The organism is Tersicoccus mangrovi (assembly GCF_036881825.1).
GTDB lineage: Bacteria > Actinomycetota > Actinomycetes > Actinomycetales > Micrococcaceae > Tersicoccus > Tersicoccus mangrovi.
The window spans coordinates 90,428-111,830 of the sequence record NZ_JBAJMW010000001.1; the positions used below are offsets into that span (position 1 = coordinate 90,428).

Genomic DNA, 21,403 nt, shown 5'->3' on the forward strand with positions numbered 1-21,403 from the left:
CGGCACCTGCGCTGTTCGATAATCGAACACGTAATTCGATAACTGAACACGTGTGTTGACAGCAGCGTACGGAACGATGACGTGGGTCACAAGAGGGAGCGCGTCGGCGCTGGTCAGGGGGCGGTGTCCGCATCCGTCTCGAGCAGTCCTCGCAGCAGGCCGCGCACGGCGCGATCGAACAGCCCCGGCGGCGGGGTGGCGGAGGGCGGGGCTGGTGACGCTGCTCCGGCGAGAGCCCGGCCCAGGTGGGGAAGGGTGCCGCGGTCGACCGCCCCGAAGGAGAACGAGGCCGGCCCGGCCTCGCCGCGCACCATCGTGCTGGACAGGCCCGTCATCAGGGCGATCGCCTCGAAGCGGGCGGCGACCGGCGTGTCCGTGGCCTCCAGCACGGCCAGGCACCGGTCGAACCACGCCAGCGCGTTCGGGCCGGGACGGATCGGACTCGCTAGCGCGTCGACGAGCCAGCGGTGCCGACGGATCAGATCGCGCTGCTGCTGCGCGAGGACCAGCATGCCCTCGACGCCGTCCTCGGACGGTGCCGGGACGGTCAGCAGGTGTCCCACCGCGCGGTCGGTCATCAGGTCGAGCAGATCGTCCCGTGCCGCCACGTACCGGTAGAGCGATCCCGCGCCCGTGCCGAGTGCCGCCGCGACGGCTCGCATCGACACGGCCGCGAGCCCCTCGGCGTCGGCAAGGTCCATGGCGGCCGCGGCGATGTCGTCACGCCCGTGCGCTGCCGCGGGACCCCGGGCGCCACGTACGGGCCGGTCCCAGATCGACGGCCGCTCGGAGTCCCCCTCCGATGCCCCCTCTGTACGCGTCACGCCCTCCAGCATAAACTGCGAACAGCATTCGCGGTTTTGCGGATGCGCGGACCCGCGCGACGATCGGAGTGACCATGGACCTCGAGACGACGTCGACTCGGCTTGTCACCGCGCTGGACGGCGGGACGCTGGTCGTCCACACGACCGGAGACCGGCGCGACGCCGGGCCCGGCATCGTCCTCGTGCACGGCGGCGGCGTGACCATCGACGTCTACGGGCGGCTCGCTGTTCGGCTGGCCGCGGCCGAGCTGACCGTGCACCGGTACAACCGGCGCGGACGCGGGGACGCGCCGCCGCGGCCCGAGCCGTACACGGTCGAGGCGGAGGTCGACGACCTCGCTGCCGTGCTCGCCGCGACCGGCAGCCGCCGGGTGCTCGGGCACAGCTCGGGCGGCTTCATCGCGCTGACGGCGGCGCTGCGCCTGCCGATCGACCGCCTTGCCCTCTACGACGCGGCCGTCAGCGTCGACGGCAGCTTCCCCCTGGCGTGGCTGGACACGGCGCGGGAAGCCGCCCGTTCCGGAGCTCTCGCGCGCAGCCTGGCCATCACCAGCGGCGGGATCAACACCCACTCCTCTGCCGCGCGGCTGCCCCTGGGCGTCCGGACGGCCCTGTGCCGCGCGTTCCTGCGCACGTCGATCGGTCGCACGATGGGCGAACTCCTGCCCTCCACGCTCGACGAGTCCGAGCAGGTGCGCCGGGCCGACGGGCCGGCCGACCGATGGTCGGGCGTCACCGCCGACGTGCTGCTGGCCTACGGCACAGCGGGTCCGCCCTACTACCGCACGACCAACGAGGCCCTGGCACGGGCGCTGCCGCACGCGCGCGTGCTGTCGATCGACCGCAGCGGTCACGACGGAATCAACCGAGCCCCGGACCGGGTCGTCGCGCCTCTCGCCGCTTTCCTCGCGGGACGCTGACGACGCCGCCGAAGCGCAAGTGGAGCCCTCAGATGAGCGGCCAGGGGAATCGGCGACCGGTCACGTCGATCGGGAAGGTGCGCCGCATCAGCAGTCCCTGCACCCGCTCCCGCAGGGCGCGCACCTCGGCGTCGTCGAGCAGCTCCGCGACGTCGGCGGGCACCTCCTCGGCCAGGGGCGCGATGTCCTTGAGCAGCCCGTCGTCGACCGGCTGCCCGCCGAAGTCCCAGATCACGGTGCGCAGCTTGAACGGCGCCGCGAAGCACAGGCCGTGGTCGATCCCCCAGATCCGCCCGTCGGTGCCGCGCAGCACGTGACCGGCCTTGCGGTCGGTGTTGTTGGCGACGACGTCGAACACGGCCATCCGCCGCAGGTCGTCGTGCGTCTGCGGGAACTCCTCGATGAGGGTGAAGTAGTGCTCCGTGAGGTTGCACTCGATGAACCACTGCAGCGAGCCGACCCCGAACGGCCCGTCCTCGCGAATCACCGTGGGGGGCACGAGGTCCCAGCCGAGTGCGGCGCTGAGCAGGTACGCCGCGCGCTCCCGCCGGTACAGCCCGGGCTCGAAGTCCCACAGGGGCTGCTCCCCCAGCTCGGGCTTGTAGATCGCCCACGTCTTCTCGTCACCCTCGGCGGCGTCGGCCACCTCGACGAGGAACGTCTCGTTGCTGCTGCGGGCGATCTGGCCGAGGAGCTCGATGGAGCCGCGGTCGAGGAGCCCGCGTTCGCGCTCATCGGCCACGCGGGCGCCTCCGGAGAGTGGTGACAGGGCGGATGTTGCTCCGGATGACGCGGTCGTTCACGACCCTGCTTCTCATGACGCTGGTGTTCATGACGCTGTCAGATCCGCCAGCGACGCCTGCGACGAGTTGACCATCAGCACCACCGGATCGCGGCCCTCCTGGTGCGAGATGACCGAGACGGAGCAGGGGTCCACGCTGATCCGCTGGAACCGGTTCAGGGGCGTGCCCAGGGCATCCGCGAGCGCGACCCGGATGGGATCGGCGTGGGAGAAGCAGACGACGGTGCCGCCGAGGTGCGCGTCCCGGATGCGGGCCAACGCGTCGACCATCCGGTCCTGCATCTGCACGAAGCTCTCGCCGCCGGGGAAGGTGAAGGCGTCCGGCTCGGCCTGCACGGTGCGCCACTCGGGCAGCTTCGCCAGGTCCGCGAGCGCCTGCCCGGTCCACTCCCCGACGTCGCACTCGATCAGGCCGGCGTCCTGCCTGACGGGCAGGCCCGTGCGCTCCGCGGTGGGCTGCGCTGTCTCCAGCGTCCGCTGCAGCGGGGAGCTGTACAGCGCGTCGATCGTGCGGGCGGTGAGCCGCTCGGCCGCCCGGTCCGCCTGCTGCCGGCCGAGATCGGACAGGCCCAGCCCCGGGGCGCGCCCGGGCAGCAGCCGACCGGTCGTGGGGGTGGCCCCGTGCCGGACGAGGATGACCAACGTCGTGGGTGGTGTCGGTGCGGGTGTCGGTGCCGGGGGCTCGTCGCCGGTCGTCATGATCGCAGCGTACGCGCGTCCCGCCCCCGTGCCGGCGCCGTCCGGCTCGGCCGACCAGGCCCCGGGACCGACCCGCCCGACCAGCCGGCCGACCTGCGCCGACTCACCGGCGCTCCGCCCCCGGTGAACAGACCTTCCGGGTTTCGAGACAACGGGTCTAGCGTGAATGAGGTGAGTGAGCAGCCCGAGATCAGCACGGTGGCGCAGCTGCGCGCCTCCGGCCACATCCAGAAGACCCTCCGCGAGGAGATCCGCGACAACCTGCTGGCCGCCCTGGCCGCCGGCGAGAACCCCTGGCCGGGCCTGCACGGCTTCGACCGCACCGTCATCCCTCAGCTGGAACGGGCCCTGATCGCCGGGCACGACGTCGTCCTGCTCGGCGAGCGCGGGCAGGGCAAGACCCGCCTGCTGCGCACCCTGACCGGCCTGCTCGACGAGTGGACCCCCGTGATCGAGGGCTCCGAGCTGAACGAGCACCCCTACGAGCCGATCACGTCCGAGTCGCGGGCCCGCGCAGCGATCGAGGGCGACCGCCTGCCCGTCGCCTGGCAGCACCGCTCCGAGCGGTACGTCGAGAAGCTCTCCACCCCGGACACCTCCGTCGCGGACATGATCGGCGACGTCGACCCGATGCGCGTGGCCGAGGGGCGCCGGCTCGGCGATCCCGAGACCATCCACTTCGGCCTCGTCCCCCGCGCCAATCGCGGCATCGTCGCCCTCAACGAGCTGCCCGACCTGGCCGAGCGCATCCAGGTGGCCCTGCTGAACGTGATGGAGGAGCGCGACATCCAGATCCGCGGCTACGTGCTGCGGCTGCCGCTGGACGTGCTCGTCGTCGCCTCCGCCAACCCGGAGGACTACACGAACCGCGGCCGGATCATCACGCCGCTGAAGGACCGGTTCGGCGCGGAGATCCGCACGCACTACCCGATCGAGCTCGAGGACGAGGTGGCCGTCGTGCGGCAGGAGGCGGCCCTGACCGCCGAGGTGCCGGACGTCATCATGGAGATCCTCGCCCGCTTCACCCGGGCCCTGCGCGAGTCCAGTGAGATCAACCAGGCCTCGGGCGTCTCCGCCCGCTTCGCCATCGCCGGCGCCGAGACCGTGGCGGCCGCCGCCCGGCACCGGGCCACCGTGCGCGCCGGCGACGATCCCGTCGCCCGGCTCGTCGACCTCGAGACCACGATCGACGTCCTCATGGGCAAGATCGAGTTCGAGTCCGGCGAGGAGGGCCGCGAGCGGGAGATCCTCGAGTACCGGCTGCGCACCGCGACCGCCGAGGCGGTCCGCGAGCACTTCCGCGGCCTCGACTTCGCCCCGCTGGTCGAGGCGTTCGACGGGCGCCGCACCATCACCACCGGCGAGCGGGTCACCGCCGCCGAGTTCCTCGACGCGCTGCCGGACCTGTCGGGGTCCACGCTGTACGACGACATCGCCGCCCGGCTGGACGGCGGCAGCACCGGCCACCGCGCGGGCGCCATCGAACTGGCCCTCGAGGGGCTCTACCTCGCCCGCAAGCTCTCCAAGGAGAGCGGCGACGGGGAGACGGTCTACGGATAGGGAGCACACCATGCCGGGCCACCACCAGTCCTCCTTCAGCTACGGCCGGTACGCGGGCGGGCCGGACCCGCTCGCGCCTCCCGTCGACCTCGCCGAGGCCCTCGACGCCATCGCCGACGACGTCATGTCCGGGTACTCCCCCGAACAGGCGATGCGCGAGTTCCTTCGCCGCGGCGGCCGCAACCGGCAGGGCCTGGACGACCTCGCCGGCCGGGTGCAGCAGCGGCGCCGGGACCTGCTCAAGCAGCACCGCCTCGGCGGCACGCTCGACCAGGTCAAGGAACTGCTCGACAAGGCCGTCCTCGAGGAGCGAAAGCAGCTCGTGCGCGACGCCATGATGGACAACACGGACCGGGCGTTCCGCGAGATGCGGATGGAGAACCTGCCCTCCTCGACCGCCGCCGCGGTCAACGAGCTGGCCGACTACGACTGGCAGTCCCAGGAGGCCCGCCAGACGTACGAGCAGATCAAGGACCTGCTCGGCCGCGAGATGCTCGACCAGCGCTTCGCCGGCATGAAGCAGGCCCTCGAGAACGCCACCGACGAGGACCGGGAAGCCGTCGCGCAGATGCTGCGCGACCTGAACGATCTGCTGGAGAAGCACGCCCGCGGGGAGGACACCCCCGAGGACTTCGAGAACTTCATGGCCCAGCACGGCGACGCGTTCCCGGAGAACCCGCAGAACGTGGACGAGCTGATCGACGCCCTGGCCCAGCGCTCGGCCGCCGCGCAGCGGATGCTGCGCTCGATGAGCGCGGAGCAACGGCAGGAGCTCATGTCCCTCTCGGCGCAGGCCTTCGGCTCGCCCGAGCTGATGGCCCAGCTGGACCGGCTCGACTCGGCCCTGCAGGGCCTGCGGCCCGGCGAGGACTGGAACGGCTCCGAGCGGTTCGAGGGGCAGGAGGGCCTCGGTCTCGGGGACGGGACCGGTGTCCTGCAGGACCTGGCGGAACTGGACTCGCTGGCCGAGCAGCTCTCGCAGTCCTACGCCGGCTCGACCCTCTCCGACGTCGACGTCGAATCCCTCGCCCGGCAGCTCGGCGACGAGGCGGCGATCTCCGCGCGCACCCTCGCCGAGCTGGAGCGGGCGATGCGGGACAGCGGCTACCTGCGCCGCGGCGCCGACGGCGATCTGCAGCTCTCCCCCAAGGCGATGCGCCGGCTCGGCAAGTCGCTGCTGCAGGACGCCGCGGGCCGGCTGTCCGGGCGGCAGGGGGGACGAGACACGCACCTGGCCGGTGCCGCCGGTGAGGCCACGGGCTCGACGCGGGCCTGGCAGTTCGGCGACATCGAGCCGTGGGACGTCGGCCGCACGATGACCAACGCGATCGGCCGGGTGGCCGCCGAGGGCGGGAATCCGGCCGGCGGGATCCGGCTGGACGTGCGCGACGTCGAGGTCCGCGAGACGGAGGCCCGCACGCAGGCGGCGGTCGCCCTGCTCGTGGACACGTCCTTCTCGATGGCGGCGGAGGGCCGGTGGGTGCCGATGAAGCGCACGGCGCTGGCCCTGCACCACCTCGTCTCGACCCGGTTCCGCGGGGACCGGCTCCAGCTGATCACGTTCGGCCGGTACGCGCAGCGGCGGGAGATCGGCGAGCTGACCGCCCTCTCGGCGATGCGGGAGCAGGGCACCAACCTGCACCACGGGCTGACGCTGGCCACCCGATTCTTCCGCCAGCACCCGACGATGCAGCCGGTGCTGCTCGTCGTCACCGACGGTGAGCCGACCGCGCACCTGGTGGGCAACGGGCAGGCGTGGTTCTCGTGGCCGCCCGAGCCGGAGACGGTCCGGGCGACGGTGGCCGAGCTGGACCGGGTGGGCCGACTCGGCGCCGAGGTCACGTTCTTCCGCCTCGGCGACGACCCGGGCCTGGAGCGATTCCTCCAGTCGATGGCGCACCGGGTCGACGGCCGCCTCGTCTCCCCCGACCCGGCGGACCTGGGCGCCGCCGTCGTCGGCGAATTCCTGCGGCACCGCTATCCGGGCACCGGCTCCACCTTCGGGGACGTCGAGTGGGAGTGAGGCACGGACACCACCGGTGACCCGCAGGGGGAGTGGGACAGCCGGGTCGCCGGTGGTGTCCGGACCTCACGCCCGGTGCAGCACGTCCCGGCGCACCGTCCACAGCGCATCGCGCAGTGATCGGCCGTGGCGCCACTCGCGCCAGGTCAGCCACAGGATGAGCGCGTCCAGCACCGTCAGCAGGGCCACGCCGACGCTCGGCGCGATGGCGAACTGGACGATCTGGATGACCAGGAAGACACCGAGCGCGCCCATCGCCCACGGGTAGATGCGGCGCGTGCCGATGAGCAGCGCGACGACGATCGCGAGCTTGACGATGCCGTGGAAGAGCAGGTAGACCGCCCCGATCTTCGCTGACGTGCCGGTCAGATGGGCGGCGCCGTGGACGATCAGGTTGGCGATCAGGTCGTGCGGATCCTGGCGCAGTTCCTCGGCGGTGAGGGTCTGGCTGAGGGTCACGAGCGCGGCGGGCGAGAAGATCAGCAGCGGGATCCCGGCGATCACCTCGATGAGCCCGTCGACGCCCTTGCCGATGATGCCGAGCACGAAGACGACGGACGCGACCTTCTCGTTGCGCTCCGTCACGCCGGGTCCTCCCCCGTGGGCACGGTCTGGCGGCGGCGGGCGAACCGACGCCGCACGGCCCCGACCACGATCGGCAGCACCGACATCGCCACGACCACCAGCATGATGCCGTCGATCGAGTGGGCCACCCCGGGGATGCCGCCGAGCAGCACGCCGACCGCCGTCATACTGACCACCCAGGCCACCGCTCCGAGCACGTTCCAGCCGACGAAGCGCCGGTACCCCATGCCCGCGGTGCCCGCGGCGAGGGGGACATAGGTGCGCACGATCGGGACGAAGCGGCCGAGCACGAGGGCCAGCGGGCCGCGCCGGGCGAAGAAGTCGGCGGCCGCCTCGAGGCGTTCGGTGCGCAGCACGCGGGCGTCGGGCTTGAAGAGCCGTCCGCCGAATCGGCGGCCCAGCAGATAGCCGACCTGGTCACCGGCGATCGCCGCCGCGGCGGCGACGAGGACGAGCGCCCACACGGGCAGCCCGAGGGTCGGGTGCAGGATCGCCGCGGTGACGAGGAGGGAATCGCCGGGCAGGAAGGGAAAGAGCACACCGGACTCGATGAAGATGACGACGGCGACACCGACCAGCACCCACGGTCCGAAGCCCTGCAGCAGCGAGCCCGCATCCATCAGATGCCGCAGCCACTCGATCGCATTCACCGGACGCACTCTCCTCGGTCGACATCCGGACGCCCGATGATCGACGGTCGCCCGGTCATGAATCCAGCCTGACGGGTCCCCACGGAGAAATCACCAAGAATGCCGGGCGCCGTGGGAGTGTCCCGTCCCGGCGACTACGGTGGCCCCAGAACCCGTGGTTCCAGGAAGGAGACCGCCATGCCCCAGGCCGACCTCGCCGGTGCCCGTCCGGTACCGCACGCCACGGACCCGGACCGGGCCGTGTTCCTCCGTGCGGCGGTGGCGATCGGCGTGCGGGTGGCCGTGGTGTGCGCGGTCCTCGTCCTCGCCGGCGCCGCCCTCGTGTTCGGCTACGTGTGGTGGAAGGCGACCACCGGCGGTGGTCGCGAGGTGGGCGACCACCACATCCTGCTCTCGCTCGACCCGGTGGACCTGGCCGTGGCCGCCGTCGTCCTCGGCGTCGCCGCGATCGTGCTCGCCGGTGCGGCCGCCACGTGGATCGCCCGCCGGGCGGCCCTGCCGGTGGCCGAGTCGCTGCGGCGGCAGCGCAGCTTCGTGGCCGACGCGAGCCACGAGCTGCGCACCCCGCTGGCCGTCCTGCACGCCCGGGTCCAGCAGCTCGACGTCCTCGTCGGCGAGGACCCACGGCTGCGGCCGGTCGTGACCGAGCTGCGGGAGGACTCACGCATCCTCGTCGACATCGTCGACGACCTGCTGCAGACGGCGGCCGGCACCGGGACGGACGGCTCCCCCGCGTCGCTGGCCGACACCATGACCCGGGTCGGCAACGATCTGGGCGTGCTCGCCGCGGGACGGGGCGTCGCGCTCGACGTCGAGACCGCGGACGCCCTCGTCGGCCTGCCCGCCGTGCCCCTGCAGCGCTGCCTGACGGCGTTGACGGACAACGCGATCGGGCACACGCCTCCGGGCGGCCGGGTGCTGCTGAGTGCGACGACGACCGGCCGCTGGGCCGCCGTGCGGGTGACCGATCAGGGCGCCGGCATCCGCGGCATCGCCCCCGACCGGGTCTTCGACCGATTCGCCCACGGCCCGGGCGCTGACCCGGCGACCGGGCCGACCCGGTCCACGCACGGCATCGGCCTGGCCCTCGTGCACGACGTCGTGGGCCGCCACGGCGGCACGGTGACGGTCGAGCACACGGGGGCGGACGGCACCACGTTCCTGCTCAAGCTGCCGCGCGTCGCCGCCGTGCAGCCTGCCGCGACGGTGGTCCGATGAGCGGGGAACGGCTGCTGCTCGTCGAGGACGACCCGCGGCTCGGTCCGCTGACCCGCGACATGCTCGCGATGGACTGGGACGTGACGCTGGCCCCCGACCTGACCGCGGCGCGGGCGGCGGCCGAGAGCGACCTCTTCGCCGTGATGGTGGTGGACCGGCGCCTGCCCGACGGCGACGGCGCGTCCTTCGTCACGTGGCTCCGGGAGCACCACATCGCGACCCCGGTGCTGCTGCTGACCGCCCTGGGCCAGGTCGAGGACCGGGTCGAGGGGCTCGACGCCGGGGCCAACGACTACCTGGTCAAGCCCTTCGACTTCGCCGAGCTCGGTGCGCGGCTGCGCGCGCTGACCCGCGACTACTCGGGCCGGGGCCGCGGCCTGCCGATCGGCAGCTGGATGTTCTACCCCGAGAACGGCACCATCGAATCGCCCTACACCGGCAGGATCACGCTGACCGACAAGGAGACGGCGCTGATGGCGGTGCTCGCGGCGCACCCGGACACGGCCTTCAGCCGCCGGCACCTGCTCTCGGCCGTCTTCGACCGCGGCGAGCAGGAGGGCACCGTCGACACGTATGTGCACTACCTGCGCCGCAAGACCGACCGGGACCTGATCGAGACGGTGCGCGGCGTCGGCTACCGGCTGGGCACACCGGCCTGACGCGCGTCTTCCCCAGCCGGCGTCGCCGGCGTCGCCGGCGGCGTCAGGCGCGGCGGGCCGCCCACCGGCGCGGACACCAGCGATCCAGCGCCCACCCGACCAGCGTCCACACCAGCGGCGTGACGGTCAGGGACCAGATCACCGAGGCGAGCACGTCGGTCGGGAAGTGCACGGCGTCGATCAGCACCGACGCGACGACGAACAGGGCGACCAGCGGCGCCACGATCCGCATCACCGCCTGCGCACGGGTTCCCGCGGTCAGCAGCACGAGCGTCACCGCGAGCGCGGTGATGAACGCGGCGTGACCGCTCGGGAAGGAGCCGTCCACCTGCGTCGGTGAGAACGGGTGCGAGAGCAGCGCCGGGTTGGGCCGCGGCCGGTCCAGCACGTACTTCAGCGCCCCCGTGGGCAGCCAGGTGACCGCCACGGTGAGCCCGAAGGCCATCGCGTCGCGGAGGCTGCGGCGCGTCCACCACACGACGACGGCGATCAGGGCGGCGATGACCACCGCACCGGCCGGCTCGACGACGGTGTAGACGGCGTTGGTCACGAGGGCCACGAACCCGACGTGCACCGACGCGAACGCCTCCGCGGCCGGCAGGTCGACGGACGAGTGCACGAGCAGCAGGCCGCCGACGAGGACGACGAGCATCCCCGCGACGGCGGTGGCCACCCGGGTGCGCAGGTGGGCGGGCTCGTGGTCGCGCGCGTCCGCCCACGGGTGGGCGTCTTCGTTGCCGCGGCCGGCGCTGCCCGCACGGGAGACGGCGGCCGGGGAGGCGGCAGCCGGGGAGGCGGCGACGTCGGAGGCAGAACGCGATCGCCGCGTGGAGTCGGAGTACATGGGACCAGCGTGCCGTCGGCCCTCCAAGAACCGGCCCAGAATCGAGCCGGCCCGGCATCGGAGGGGAACCGGCGCCTCCGCCCTGCGGGGAGAGGACCGTCGGTGCCCTCCGTAGACTGGACGCTGGTCCGATCCCGCAACGGAAGGAAACCCTCATGAGCCACGAGAGCACCACCTCCGCCTCCACCACCGTCGCCCGGACGCTGTTCCGCGTGAGCCTGGGCGGCGTGCTCGTCGCCCACGGATCGCAGAAGCTCTTCGGCTGGTTCGGCGGCGGCGGGCTCGAGGGCACCAGCCAGGGCATGCACGCGATGGGCTTCCGGCCCGCGAAGACCAGTGCCATGCTCGCCGGTCTCGGGGAGGCCGGCGCCGGTCTGGCGCTCGCGCTCGGCCTCGGCACCCCGGTCGCCGGCGCGGCCGCCGCCACGACCATGGGCGTCGCCGCCAGCGTCCACGCCCCCAACGGGTTCTTCGCCACGGACGGCGGCCTCGAGTACCCGGCCGTGCTCGGCCTCGCCGCCACGTCCTTCGCCGTGGGCGGCCCCGGCCGCGTCTCCTTCGACGCCCTGACCGGTCACGTGCTGGACCGGCCCTGGATGCGGGCGGTCGCCGTCGCCGCGATCCCCGTCGCGATGGGCGTGCAGATCTACCGTCGCCGGCAGGCGCTCGCCGCGGACGCGACCCCGGAGGCGGCGGTCACCCCGGTCGAGGAGGGCTCGACCGACCCGGCCTGAGCCGCCCGTCCACTCGCCCCGGGGCGGCACGGGAACCGGGGCGAGTGTGACGCCGCCGAACGCCCGCGTCCAGCGTTCGTGAAGCTTGGTCGGATAGAGATCAGTGCTGTGATCGAACTCTTCCTGCCTGCGGGCGCCGACGTCGCGCGCTCGTCGCGCACCCTCTCATGAGCCGGATCGGCCGCGAACTGGCCGCCGTCAGCAAGGGGATGCTCGCCTTCCTCGGCGTCAGCGCGCTGTGCGGCGTGCTCGTCGCCGCCCTCATGGTGCCGGCCGTCGCCGTCTCCGAATCGGCCGCCAGTGGGTCGACGCAGTTCCTCTCGAGCCTGCCGACAGAGCTGCAGTCCCCGCCGCCGGGCCAGGTGACGCGCGTGCTCGCCGCCGACGGCTCGCCGATCGCCACCCTGTTCGCGCAGAACCGGGTGGACGTTCCCCTCAGTGCGATGGCCCCGACCATCCAGAAGGCGATCGTCGCGATCGAGGACTATCGCTTCTACGAGCACGGCGGCGTCGACCCCATGGGTATCCTGCGTGCCTTCGTCAGCGACGCCGGCGGCGCCCATCAGGGCGCCTCGACGCTCACCCAGCAGTACGTGACCAACGTGCTCAACGCGAACCTCGCGGCCGAGGGCAAGGGCACCGACGTCGTCTTCAACGGCCAGAAGAGCGTCGGCGAGAAGCTGCGCGAGATGAAGCTCGCGATCTCCCTCGAGCAGCGCATGAGCAAGGACAAGATCCTCGAGGGCTACCTCAACATCGCGCCCTTCTCGGGCAACACCTACGGCATCCAGGCCGCGAGCCAGTACTTCTTCTCGACCGACGCGAAGAACCTGACCCTCCCCCAGGCCGCCCTGCTCGCCGGTCTCGTGAACGGGCCGAGCTACTACGACCCGAGCGCGCACCCCGCGCGGGCGCTGGCCCGCCGCAACCTCGTGCTCGACGCGATGCTCGAACACGGCGCGATCGATCGCGCCCAGCACGACTCAGCCGTCGCGACCCCGCTGAAACTCAAGCTCAGCCCGCCGCGGCAGGGCTGCCAGAACGCCACCCAGGCCCCCTACTTCTGCGACTGGGTCATCCACCAGATCGAGAACGACCCCGCGTACGGCGCGACCACGCAGGACCGGATCGACCGGCTGCTCAGCGGCGGCCTGACCATCAGGACGACGCTCGACCCCCGGCTGCAGGCGCCCGCCCAGAAGCAGGCCGACGCCACCACCGGCGCCCACGAGTCCAAATGGGGTTCCTCGCTCGTCACGATCCAGCCCGGCACCGGCAAGGTGCTCGCGATGGCGCAGAACTCCCGGCAGCTTGCCGGGCAGGGATCGGACCTCGTCTCGGCCTACAACTTCAACGTCGACGCCTCCGACGAGGGCGGCAACCCGCTCGGCGGCGTCGGCGGCATGGCGCCCGGCTCGACCATGAAGCCCGCGACACTCGCCGCGTGGCTGTCCGAGGGCAAACAGACCAACCAGGTCGTGGATGCCTCGAAGCGGCGCTACGCCCCGGGCTACCCGTGGAAGACGACCTGTACGCCGGTCAAGGGCTTCTTCGACAGTTCGGTGTCCGGCTCGACCGATCTGCAGAACGACGACGACTCGCACTACCGGCCGATGACCGTCCGCGAGGGCATCTACAACTCGATCAACACCGCGACGTTCGCCTCGCTCGCCGGGCTCAACGACGTCTGCGACGTGCAGCGCGTCGCCGATGAGATCGGGCTGCACGTCGGCGACAAGGCCGGGCACAAGATCGATCTGTCGACCCTCGGCAACATCCTCGGCAGCCAGAACGTCGCCCCGCTGGTCATGGCCAACGCATTCGCGACGTTCGCGGCCAACGGCACGTACTGCACCCCGATCGCGATCTCCGAGGTGGACGACGCGCAGGGGAAGAAGATCGGCGGGCAGGACGCGGCGTGCCACGCCGGCGCCCTCGACCCGGACGTCGCCAAGGGCGTCACCAACGTCCTGCAGGACGTGCTGACCAAGGGCTCCGGGCTGTTGATCCCCCAGAAGCTGAGCGTGCCCGCCGCCGCGAAGACCGGCACCAACCAGTTCAACAACCAGACCTGGGTCGTCGGCTACACGCGGGGCCTGGCGACGGCGTCCTTCTTCGGGGACCCGTTCAACGGCGGCCCCAGCCACCCCGGCCAGAACGTGACGATCAACGGCAAGTTCTACCCCGCCGTCGACGGCGCCTACATCGCCGGGCCGCAATGGGCCTCGTACATGCAGAAGGTCGTCGACCTCTACGACCACGGGGAGTTCGATGCCCCGCCGCAGCGGCTCATCGGCGACGGACCGGCGTCCATCACCGACCAGACCGCCGGCACCGACTCCTCGGGCGGCACCACGTCGAACGGCGGGACGGACCCGTTCGGCAGCACCGGCGCACCGACGGACACCGGCCAGACGACCGGCCCCTTCGGGTGACGGACGCCTCCCCGTGACGAATCGAGCCCGCTCAGCATGTGAGCGGGCTCGATTCGTCAGGTGGACTTGAACGCGTCAGCGCGTCACGTCGATGACCAGCTTGCCCTTCGCCTCACCGGCCTGGCTGACCCGGAACGCCTCGGCCACCTGATCCAGCGGGTAGGTGCGGTCGATGTCGAGTGTCAGCTCTCCGGCGTCGACGAGCCGCAGCAGCTCCGCCAGGCCCGGCGCGTCGGGGCGCACCCAGATCCACCGGCCGCCGTGCTCGGTGACGGCCGGATCGGTGATGGACACGTGTCGCCCGCCCTCGGTCAGCACGGCCAGGGTGACGTCCAGGACGTCCCCGATGTAGTCCGCGACGGCGTCCACGCCGTCGGGCGCGGCCTCCCGCACGCGGGCCTCGAGTCCGTCCCCGTAGGCGACGGGCACGACGCCGAGGTCGCGCAGCTTCTGCGCGTTCGCCTCGGAAGCGGTGCCGATCACGGTGGCGCCCTGCCGCAGCGCCAGCTGGGAGGCGAGGTAGCCGACGCCGCCGGACGCCGCGTGGATGAGCACGGTGTCCCCGGGCGTGAGGTCGAGCGCCTCGATGGTGCGCTTCGCGGTGAGGCCGGCCAGCGGCAGCGCGGCGGCCACGTCGTCGGTGACGCCGTCCGGGATCATGGTGGCGAACTCGGCCGGCAGCGTCATGTACTCGGCGAAGCTGCCCCCGGAGACGACCATCTTCCGGCCGTAGGAGGCGACCCGGTCCCCCACCGCGAACTCGGGGGTGTCGGGCCCGATCTGCTCGACGACGCCGGCGACGTCCCAGCCCGGCACCGCCGGGAAGTGGGCGTCCATCAGGGCGTCGAGGCCGCCTGCCATCACCTTCCAGTCCACGGGGTTCACCGACGCCCGCGTCACCTTCACGAGGATCTGTCCCGGGCCCACCGTGGGGGTGGGCAGGTCCTGCAGTTCGAGAACGCTCGTGTCTCCGTACCGGTCATAGGTCATGGCTCGCATGCTCGGCACAACGGCCACCGGTCGAGGCACTGTTCCGTCGGTGGCCGTGGCACGCGACACGGTCGGACGGCCCCGCTACAGTCGGTCCCACCCCCACTGCGGCCACCCGGAGGAGCCGATGAGCTGGACCACGTATCCGGTGACCCCGGACCGCTTCGAGGACTTCGCCGACATCGTCAATCCGAGCCGCCGTGCGCGGGCGTGCTGGTGCGTCTCCCCGCGGTTGCGCGCGGCCGACGTGCGGGAGCTCGGCGGCGGCGACCGCGAGACGGCGATGCGCGCGCTGTGCGCCCAGCACCCGCCCGGCGTCGTGACCTACCGGGACGGCGAACCGGTCGGCTGGTGCAATCTCGGCCCGCGCGCCGCCATCCCGCGACTGGCCGCCTCGACGCTGATCCATCCGGTGGACGACGTGCCCGTGTGGTCGATCGTGTGCCTCGTGGTGCGCTCCCGGCACCGGCGCCAGGGCGTCACCGCGCAGCTCATCGACGGTGCCATCGCGTGGGCGCGGTCCGAGGGGGCGCCCGCCGTCGAGGCCTACCCTGTCGAGCCACCGGACGGTCACAGGATGGACAACGCCCGGCTGTTCGTCGGCACCCGGTCCATGTTCGACCGTGCCGGGTTCGACGTCGTGGGGATCACGGACGCGCAGGCCAACGGGCTGCCTCGCCTCATCATGCGCAAGACGCTGGACGAGGTGGCGAGTTGACCCGGCTTCGCGCGTCAGGTGTGCTGGACTCCGATCCCGGCGACGGGTGGACGAGGAGGCATGGGTGACGGAGCGCGACCGGTTCTTCCTGGACCAGGCGGACCCCACGAGCCGGCGCGCCCTCGACGGGTTCGCCGTCGACGAGGCCACGACCACGACAGACATCTCCTCATGACGAACCTCGAGACGGAGCCGGCGGAGATCGTCTGCACGCGGGAGGAGGTTCGTGGCGCCCAGGTGCTCGAACCTCGGGACGTGCCGCTCGGCGGCCCGCGGGCGATGAACGTCCGGCGCACCCTGCCGCAGCGCCGCCGGTCGCTCATCGGGTCCTGGTGCTTCGCCGACCACTACGGGCCCGACCTCGTGTCCGAGTCCGGGGGCATGCGGGTCGCCCGGCACCCCCACACCGGCCTGGCCACGGTGAGCCTGCTGTTCACCGGGGGCATCGACCACCTCGACTCGGCGGGCAACGCCGCACGGGTGCGGCCCGGCGAGGTGAACCTCATGATCGCCGGCCGCGGCATCTCCCACCAGGAGTTCTCGACGCCCGAGACGACGACGCTGCACGGCGTCCAGCTCTGGTACGCCCTGCCGGACGCGACCCGGCACCGGCCGCCGTCGTTCGAACACCACGCGCCCGAGCCCGTGCACCCGCGCGACGGCGCCGAGCTGCGCGTCTACCTCGGCTCCCTCGCCGGGTCCACCTCGCCCGTGCGGACCTCCACCCTGCCGCTGCTCGCGGCCGAGATCCTGCTGCAGCCGGGCACGAGCCTCGACCTTGACGTCGACCGCGCGTTCGAGCACGGGGTGCTGCTCGACGCCGGCACGCTCGACGTGGACGGGACCGCCCTGCCGCAGGACCACCTCGCCTACCTCCCGCCGGGTCGGGCGGCGCTCCGGTTGACGGCCGGCGACGCGGCGGGCCCGGTACGGGCCCTGCTCATCGGCGGCGTGCCGCTCGGGGAGCAGATCGTGATGTGGTGGAACTTCGTCGGGCGCACGCACGACGAGGTGGTCGCGTACCGCGATGCCTGGCAGGCGGAGATCGGGGCAGAGGCTGCCGCCCAGACCGACGCCGACGAACGCTTCGGCCCCTACCCGGCCGGACAACCCGCCCCGCTGCCCGCCCCCGCCCTGCCCACCGTCCGGCTCCGGCCGCGCGGCTGAGACACCCAACCGACCGACACGCCAGGAGGCAGCATCATGGACGCCGACATGACCGTCAGGAACAACCCGGACCGCGGGCGCTACGAGCTGATCGACGGAGGTGCCGTCGTCGGCCGGGCGTACTGGTCGCCCTTCGACGGGCCCGACGGATCCGAGCGGATCTTCTACCACACGACGGTGGACGAGGACCACGCCGGCCAGGGGCTGGCATCCACGCTCGTGCGGCAGGCGCTGGCGGACACCACGCGCGCCGGCATCGGCATCGTCCCGGTGTGCTCCTACGTCAAGACGTGGCTGAGCAAGCACCCCGAGCAGATCGGGGTGGTCGCCGTCCGGCCCGAGCACCTGGAGGCCCTGACGAGCGCGGAGCCGACGGCGTGAGCACCGGCACCGGCGAGAGCACCGGCCCCGTGGAGACCATCGTCTTCGACGTCAACGAGACCCTGTCCGACATGGCGCCGCTGGGAGCGGCCTTCGAGGCCGTCGGCGCGCCCGCCGAGCTGGCCGGCACGTGGTTCGCCGGCGTCCTCCGCGACGGCTTCGCGGCGGCACTGACCGGGGACAACGTCCCCTTCGCCACCGTCGCGCAGGACAGCGCGGCCCGACTGCTCACCGCCCGCGGCATCGACCGCGTCCAGGACGCCGTCGGGTCGATCATGGAGGCGATGCAGGGCCTGGGCGTGCACCCCGACGTCGTGCCGGGCATCGCGGCGCTGCGTTCCCGGGCGGAGCTGGTGACGCTCAGCAACGGCGCGACCACGGTGGCCCGGGGACTGCTCGAGCGGGCCGGCGTCCTCGACGCCTTCGGCCGGCTGCTCAGCGTCGAGGACGCGCCGGCCTGGAAGCCGGCGGGGTCCTCCTACGCTTACGCCGCGCAGGCGTGCGGCCGGGCGCCGGAGCGGATGCTGCTCGTCGCCGTGCACCCCTGGGACATCCACGGCGCCCACGCGGCCGGCCTGCGCACGGCGTGGATCAACCGCGACGGCGGCGCCTACCCTGCGTACCTGACCGCGCCCGATCTCGAGGCACCCGACCTGCCCGGCATCGCCGCCCGGCTGGACGACCTGGGCTGAGGTCGGCCCCGGCAGAACCCAGCCCCGGCGACGCGGACTCAGCAGTCGCAGGTGACGCTCGCGACCGCCGAGGTCAGCGGGTCGGTCTCCCGGTGCACCGGGCCGTGGTCGTCCTCGACCGGGAACCCCTCGCGCGCCCAGTACTCGAACCCGCCGATCATCTCCTTGACCGGGTAGCCGAGCCGGGCGAACTCGAGGGCGGCGCGGGTCGCCCCGTTGCAGCCCGGGCCCCAGCAGTAGGTGACGACGGGCGTCTCGATCGGCACCTCGGCGGGCGCGCGGGCCGCGATCTGTGCCGTCGGCAGGTGCACGGCGCCGCGGATGCGGCCCTGCGCCCACGCGGCGTCGCCGCGCGAGTCGATCAGCACGAACCGGGTGCCGGCCTCCTGCTCGTGGTGCACGCCGGTCGGGTCGGTCTCGAACGCGAGCCTGCCGACGAAGTGGGCGATCAGCTCGTCGGTCGTGGGCGTCGTCTCGGTCATGCTGCGCACGCTACTGGCGTGCGCCCGGCGCGTCCGCTGCCGCCGCACGCTCGTGTTCCCACTCCGCCAGGATGCCGTGCAGGCGTTTCCCCTCCTCGGCCGACAGCGGGACGTCGAGCTCCCGGACGGCGTCCACCGCCTCCCGCGGTCCGAGGCGCTCCAGGACGGTGTCGCGCCCGGGACGACGCGTCGTGCGGGTGCTCTCGGTGATCGTCACGTGCCCCTCGTCGGTGTACCGGCTGACGACGAGCCGGCGCAGGAACGTGCTGCCGACGGCGTCGGTCGACGTCGTCAGGTGCGCCGAACGCACGTCCCGCGGCACGACGCGCAGCACGTCGGTGAGGTGCTGCAGCTCGCCGTTGCGGCGCAGCGCCCAGTGCTCGACGCCGTCGATCTGCAGTCGGTGGAGGCTGAAGACGCCGGCCCACTCCCGCCGCTCGGCCCCGTCGGCGACCTCCAGCGGGCCCGTGATGCTCAGCCCGAAGCCCGGATCGGTCAGGTACGTCGTCCCGCCGACGTCCACGTGCAGGGTGAGATGGGTGCGGCCGTTCTCCGGCGCGTGCACCCGCCCGAGGCGGCGGATCACGGGATAGCCGAGGTCGGCGAGCGCCGCCGCCATCAGCTGGGCGTGCTCGAAGCAGTACCCGCCGCGGCCCCGGCGCACGAGCTTGTCCATGATGGCGGCCGGGGCGACGCCGGGGTGCTGGCCCAGCAGCACGTCGACGTTGCTGAACGGGAACGCCCCCACGTGGGCGGCGTGGATCCGCTCCAGCAGGTCGAGGGTGGGAGCGTCACGCTCGACGCCGATCCGGCGCAGGTACGCGTCGACGTCGATGTCCTCGGTCTCCCAGGACGCGGAGGTCAGTCCGTGCGTGCTCATGCGCCCATCATCCCGGACGCCCTCGGCCGAACGAGATCGAACGGTCGGCCGGGAGGCCGTTCCGGTGGCCCACGGCCGTCGACTCTTGAACCGCGTGTGGCCGAGTGGAAGGGTGGGAAAACCCCAGCGGCGACGCTGGCGGTATGGGCTCCGTCGCCGCTCGTCGAGCAACCAGGAGGTCACCGTGAAACTGCCGTGGTTGAAACCGGCCCTCGAGGACGCCGGGCCCTTCATCTCGGTCCACCTCGACACGACGCGAACGGATCCGAGCGCGTCCACCGAACTGACGACCCGCTGGAACCAGTGCCGCTCCCGGCTGTCCGCCGCCGGCGTCGCCGACGAGCTGCTGGAGGAGATCGGGGACACCGTCCTCGCGCCGTCGTCCATCGGCGGGCGGCACGGCCGCGCGATCATCGCCTCGCCGCGGGAGATCCTGCTGGACCGCGTGCTCCCCGTGCCACCCCGTGAGGACGTCTCCGCGTTCGGCGCGGCGCCGGTCCTGCTGCCGCTCGTCCAGCTCACCCCGTACGCCGTCAGCCAGCTCCTCATCGAGGTGGACCGGGCGGGCGCGGACCTGCACCTTCGCGCCCCGGAGAATCCCGTCATCGCCCGGTCGCGCAACGACCTCGACGGGGAGTCCCGCGTCGACGGCGGGCACGACGAGCTGCACAAGGCCAGCGCGGGCGGCGGCGCCCAGCACGGCTGGCGGGCCCGGAACTTCGACGCGCGCGTCGAGGACTCGTGGGAACGCAACGCCGAGGCCGTGGCGAAGAAGGTCGACGCCATCGTCGTCAAGCACAAGCCGGACATGGTGCTGCTGACCGGGGACGTCCGGGCCACCGCGCTGTTGAAGGACGCGCTGGGCGCCGAGGCGCGGGCGCGGCTGCAGGTCGTCTCCGGCGGGACGCGGGGCGTGAGCATGGAGCGCGCCTCCTTCCGGGAGGAGCTCGAGCGGGTGACGCAGGAGTTCATCGGGAAGCGGCAGCGGGAGCTGGCCGACACCTTCCACGAGAACCAGCGCCGCGGCACGGACTCCCTGGCCGGTGTCGCCGAGGTCGGCGAGGCGCTCGGTCGTGGCCAGGTGGACGAGCTGCTCTTCGTCGTCGGCCAGGAGCCGGAGACCATCGAGGAGCTGATCCGGCAGGCCGTCGCGACGGACGCCGGCGTCTTCGCGCTCGAGGACGGCGTCGCGTCCATCCCGGAGGGGGTCGGCGCGCTGCTGCGCTGGCGTGACGGGGCGACCCCGTCGAACGAGCTCTCGAGCATGTCGGACGACCCGCGGCGCGAGGACGCGGTGGACCCGGACCGCGACGAGCGCACCCCGCACCAGCGCGAGGAGGACGCCATCCGGCGGTGACGACGCGCGCGTGACGGTCCGCCGCGGGTCACCGGTGCGGCGCACACAGGCGCGCCCGCTACCGTGGGCCGGAGGATCGACTTCGACACGGAGACGGAGGCCGAATGCGGCGGCGGTGGCGGTACCTGATCGGCGGGGTGCTGGCGGTGGTGGTCGTCGCCGCCGTCGTCGTCACGGTCGGCCGGAGCACCCCGCCGGCCGATGCCGCGCGCACGCCCCGCCTCGTCGTCGTCGGCGACTCGCTGAGCACCGGATTCGGCACGTCGTCCGACGACGCGTGGCCGCACCTGCTGGCCCAGCGGACACGGGGCCGCCTCGACGTCGTCAACGCGTCCGAGAACGGGGCCGGGTACCTCGCGGGCGGCGACGACAACGCCACCTTCGGCTCGAACGAGGTGGACGCCGTCACGCCCGACACGCAGACCGTGCTGTTCTTCGGCTCCGACAACGACGAGGGCAGCCAGGCCTCCGATCTGACCGCCGCCGCCGTCGCGGCGCTCCACTCCGCCCACGCCACGGCACCGGACGCCCGCCTGATCGTGGTCGGGCCGCCCGCCTACACGACGCCCACACCGGCGCGTCTGGCCGTGCGGGACGCCCTCAAGGCGGCGGCCTCGGCGACGAACGCCCGGTTCGTCGACCCGCTCGCCGAGAAGTGGATGAACGATCAGCGGTTCGCGGGCCCCGACGACGAGCACCCGTCCGTCGCCGGCCAGCAGCAGTTGCTCAAGGAGATGACCCGGGTCCTCGGGATCTGAGCCGGGCCGGCGTCCAGCTCACTCA

At 72.7% G+C, this 21,403-nt stretch carries 22 protein-coding genes; 13 read left to right on the forward strand and 9 right to left on the reverse strand.

Annotation, left to right across the window (positions count from 1 at the left end; translation table 11 throughout):
* Nucleotides 1-113: 113 nt before the first annotated feature.
* The gene (locus tag V6N00_RS00430) at nt 114-824 is read right to left on the reverse strand and encodes a TetR/AcrR family transcriptional regulator (protein WP_334230123.1); all 711 of its coding nucleotides are present in this window, start codon (nt 822-824) and stop codon (nt 114-116) included.
* Nucleotides 825-898: 74 nt separating this feature from the next.
* Here V6N00_RS00430 and V6N00_RS00435 point away from each other — a divergent pair, with 74 nt between their 5' ends.
* A complete protein-coding gene (locus V6N00_RS00435) occupies nt 899-1,744 on the forward strand; it encodes an alpha/beta fold hydrolase (RefSeq protein WP_334230124.1) in 846 nt (281 codons plus the stop codon).
* Nucleotides 1,745-1,772: 28 nt separating this feature from the next.
* Here V6N00_RS00435 and V6N00_RS00440 read toward each other — a convergent pair whose 3' ends face one another.
* Together V6N00_RS00440 and V6N00_RS00445 are read right to left on the reverse strand one after the other, a co-directional pair.
* Nucleotides 1,773-2,486: an SCO1664 family protein gene (locus V6N00_RS00440; protein WP_334230125.1), complete on the reverse strand. Its 714-nt coding sequence runs from the start codon at nt 2,484-2,486 to the stop codon at nt 1,773-1,775.
* An 87-nt stretch (nt 2,487-2,573) separates the two neighbouring features.
* A complete protein-coding gene (locus V6N00_RS00445) occupies nt 2,574-3,245 on the reverse strand; it encodes an MSMEG_4193 family putative phosphomutase (RefSeq protein ID WP_334230126.1) in 672 nt (223 codons plus the stop codon).
* A gap of 171 nt (nt 3,246-3,416) precedes the next feature.
* Here V6N00_RS00445 and V6N00_RS00450 point away from each other — a divergent pair, with 171 nt between their 5' ends.
* Entirely contained in the window at nt 3,417-4,805 is a 1,389-nt protein-coding gene (locus V6N00_RS00450) for a sigma 54-interacting transcriptional regulator (RefSeq protein ID WP_334230127.1), read from the forward strand.
* Nucleotides 4,806-4,815: 10 nt separating this feature from the next.
* On the forward strand, nt 4,816-6,828 hold the full coding sequence (locus V6N00_RS00455) for a VWA domain-containing protein (protein WP_334230128.1): 2,013 nt from the start codon (nt 4,816-4,818) through the stop codon (nt 6,826-6,828).
* A gap of 66 nt (nt 6,829-6,894) precedes the next feature.
* Here the strand turns inward: V6N00_RS00455 and V6N00_RS00460 are convergent, their stop codons facing one another.
* Nucleotides 6,895-7,413, reverse strand: coding sequence for a DUF2127 domain-containing protein (locus V6N00_RS00460; protein WP_334230129.1), 519 nt, complete (start codon nt 7,411-7,413; stop codon nt 6,895-6,897).
* The gene (locus V6N00_RS00465; protein WP_416384997.1) at nt 7,410-8,063 is read right to left on the reverse strand and encodes a DedA family protein; all 654 of its coding nucleotides are present in this window, start codon (nt 8,061-8,063) and stop codon (nt 7,410-7,412) included. Before V6N00_RS00465 ends, V6N00_RS00460 begins: the two co-directional genes overlap by 4 nt.
* Before the next feature lie 177 nt (nt 8,064-8,240).
* On the opposite strand from V6N00_RS00465, the gene V6N00_RS00470 reads away from it, so the two are divergent.
* Both V6N00_RS00470 and V6N00_RS00475 read left to right on the forward strand, forming a co-directional pair.
* Nucleotides 8,241-9,281 carry a sensor histidine kinase gene (locus V6N00_RS00470; protein ID WP_334230130.1) on the forward strand — a complete coding sequence of 347 codons (1,041 nt, stop codon included), beginning with the start codon at nt 8,241-8,243 and terminating at the stop codon, nt 9,279-9,281.
* Entirely contained in the window at nt 9,278-9,940 is a 663-nt protein-coding gene (locus V6N00_RS00475) for a response regulator transcription factor (RefSeq protein ID WP_334230131.1), read from the forward strand. Before V6N00_RS00470 ends, V6N00_RS00475 begins: the two co-directional genes overlap by 4 nt.
* A gap of 43 nt (nt 9,941-9,983) precedes the next feature.
* Here V6N00_RS00475 and V6N00_RS00480 read toward each other — a convergent pair whose 3' ends face one another.
* The gene (locus V6N00_RS00480; RefSeq protein ID WP_334230132.1) at nt 9,984-10,784 is read right to left on the reverse strand and encodes a phosphatase PAP2 family protein; all 801 of its coding nucleotides are present in this window, start codon (nt 10,782-10,784) and stop codon (nt 9,984-9,986) included.
* 155 nt (nt 10,785-10,939) lie between these two features.
* On the opposite strand from V6N00_RS00480, the gene V6N00_RS00485 reads away from it, so the two are divergent.
* Entirely contained in the window at nt 10,940-11,518 is a 579-nt protein-coding gene (locus V6N00_RS00485; RefSeq protein WP_334230133.1) for a DoxX family membrane protein, read from the forward strand.
* A gap of 167 nt (nt 11,519-11,685) precedes the next feature.
* Nucleotides 11,686-13,953 (forward strand): transglycosylase domain-containing protein, encoded by a 2,268-nt coding sequence (locus V6N00_RS00490; RefSeq protein WP_334230134.1) that lies wholly within the window; start codon nt 11,686-11,688, stop codon nt 13,951-13,953.
* A gap of 75 nt (nt 13,954-14,028) precedes the next feature.
* On the opposite strand, the gene V6N00_RS00495 is transcribed toward V6N00_RS00490, so the two are convergent.
* A complete protein-coding gene (locus V6N00_RS00495; RefSeq protein WP_416384998.1) occupies nt 14,029-14,952 on the reverse strand; it encodes an NADP-dependent oxidoreductase in 924 nt (307 codons plus the stop codon).
* A 118-nt stretch (nt 14,953-15,070) separates the two neighbouring features.
* Between V6N00_RS00495 and V6N00_RS00500 the strand changes: the two genes are divergently transcribed.
* The 4 genes from V6N00_RS00500 (at nt 15,071) to V6N00_RS00515 (ending at nt 17,901) form a co-directional block, all read left to right on the forward strand.
* Nucleotides 15,071-15,661, forward strand: coding sequence for a GNAT family N-acetyltransferase (locus V6N00_RS00500; protein ID WP_334230136.1), 591 nt, complete (start codon nt 15,071-15,073; stop codon nt 15,659-15,661).
* 171 nt (nt 15,662-15,832) lie between these two features.
* On the forward strand, nt 15,833-16,828 hold the full coding sequence (locus tag V6N00_RS00505; protein WP_334230137.1) for a pirin family protein: 996 nt from the start codon (nt 15,833-15,835) through the stop codon (nt 16,826-16,828).
* 36 nt (nt 16,829-16,864) lie between these two features.
* Complete coding sequence (locus V6N00_RS00510) at nt 16,865-17,209, forward strand: GNAT family N-acetyltransferase (protein ID WP_334230138.1); 345 nt, start codon at nt 16,865-16,867, stop codon at nt 17,207-17,209.
* Nucleotides 17,206-17,901, forward strand: a complete 696-nt coding sequence (locus V6N00_RS00515; protein ID WP_334230139.1) for a haloacid dehalogenase type II — start codon at nt 17,206-17,208, stop codon at nt 17,899-17,901. Before V6N00_RS00510 ends, V6N00_RS00515 begins: the two co-directional genes overlap by 4 nt.
* Before the next feature lie 38 nt (nt 17,902-17,939).
* On the opposite strand, the gene V6N00_RS00520 is transcribed toward V6N00_RS00515, so the two are convergent.
* Nucleotides 17,940-18,383: a rhodanese-like domain-containing protein gene (locus V6N00_RS00520; RefSeq protein WP_334230140.1), complete on the reverse strand. Its 444-nt coding sequence runs from the start codon at nt 18,381-18,383 to the stop codon at nt 17,940-17,942.
* 10 nt (nt 18,384-18,393) lie between these two features.
* On the reverse strand, nt 18,394-19,263 hold the full coding sequence (locus V6N00_RS00525) for an arylamine N-acetyltransferase family protein (RefSeq protein ID WP_334230141.1): 870 nt from the start codon (nt 19,261-19,263) through the stop codon (nt 18,394-18,396).
* Between the two features lie 184 nt (nt 19,264-19,447).
* Between V6N00_RS00525 and V6N00_RS00530 the strand changes: the two genes are divergently transcribed.
* Nucleotides 19,448-20,620, forward strand: a complete 1,173-nt coding sequence (locus V6N00_RS00530) for a baeRF2 domain-containing protein (protein WP_334230142.1) — start codon at nt 19,448-19,450, stop codon at nt 20,618-20,620.
* A 104-nt stretch (nt 20,621-20,724) separates the two neighbouring features.
* Nucleotides 20,725-21,378, forward strand: coding sequence for an SGNH/GDSL hydrolase family protein (locus V6N00_RS00535; RefSeq protein ID WP_334230143.1), 654 nt, complete (start codon nt 20,725-20,727; stop codon nt 21,376-21,378).
* The last annotated feature ends 25 nt before the right edge of the window (nt 21,379-21,403 follow it).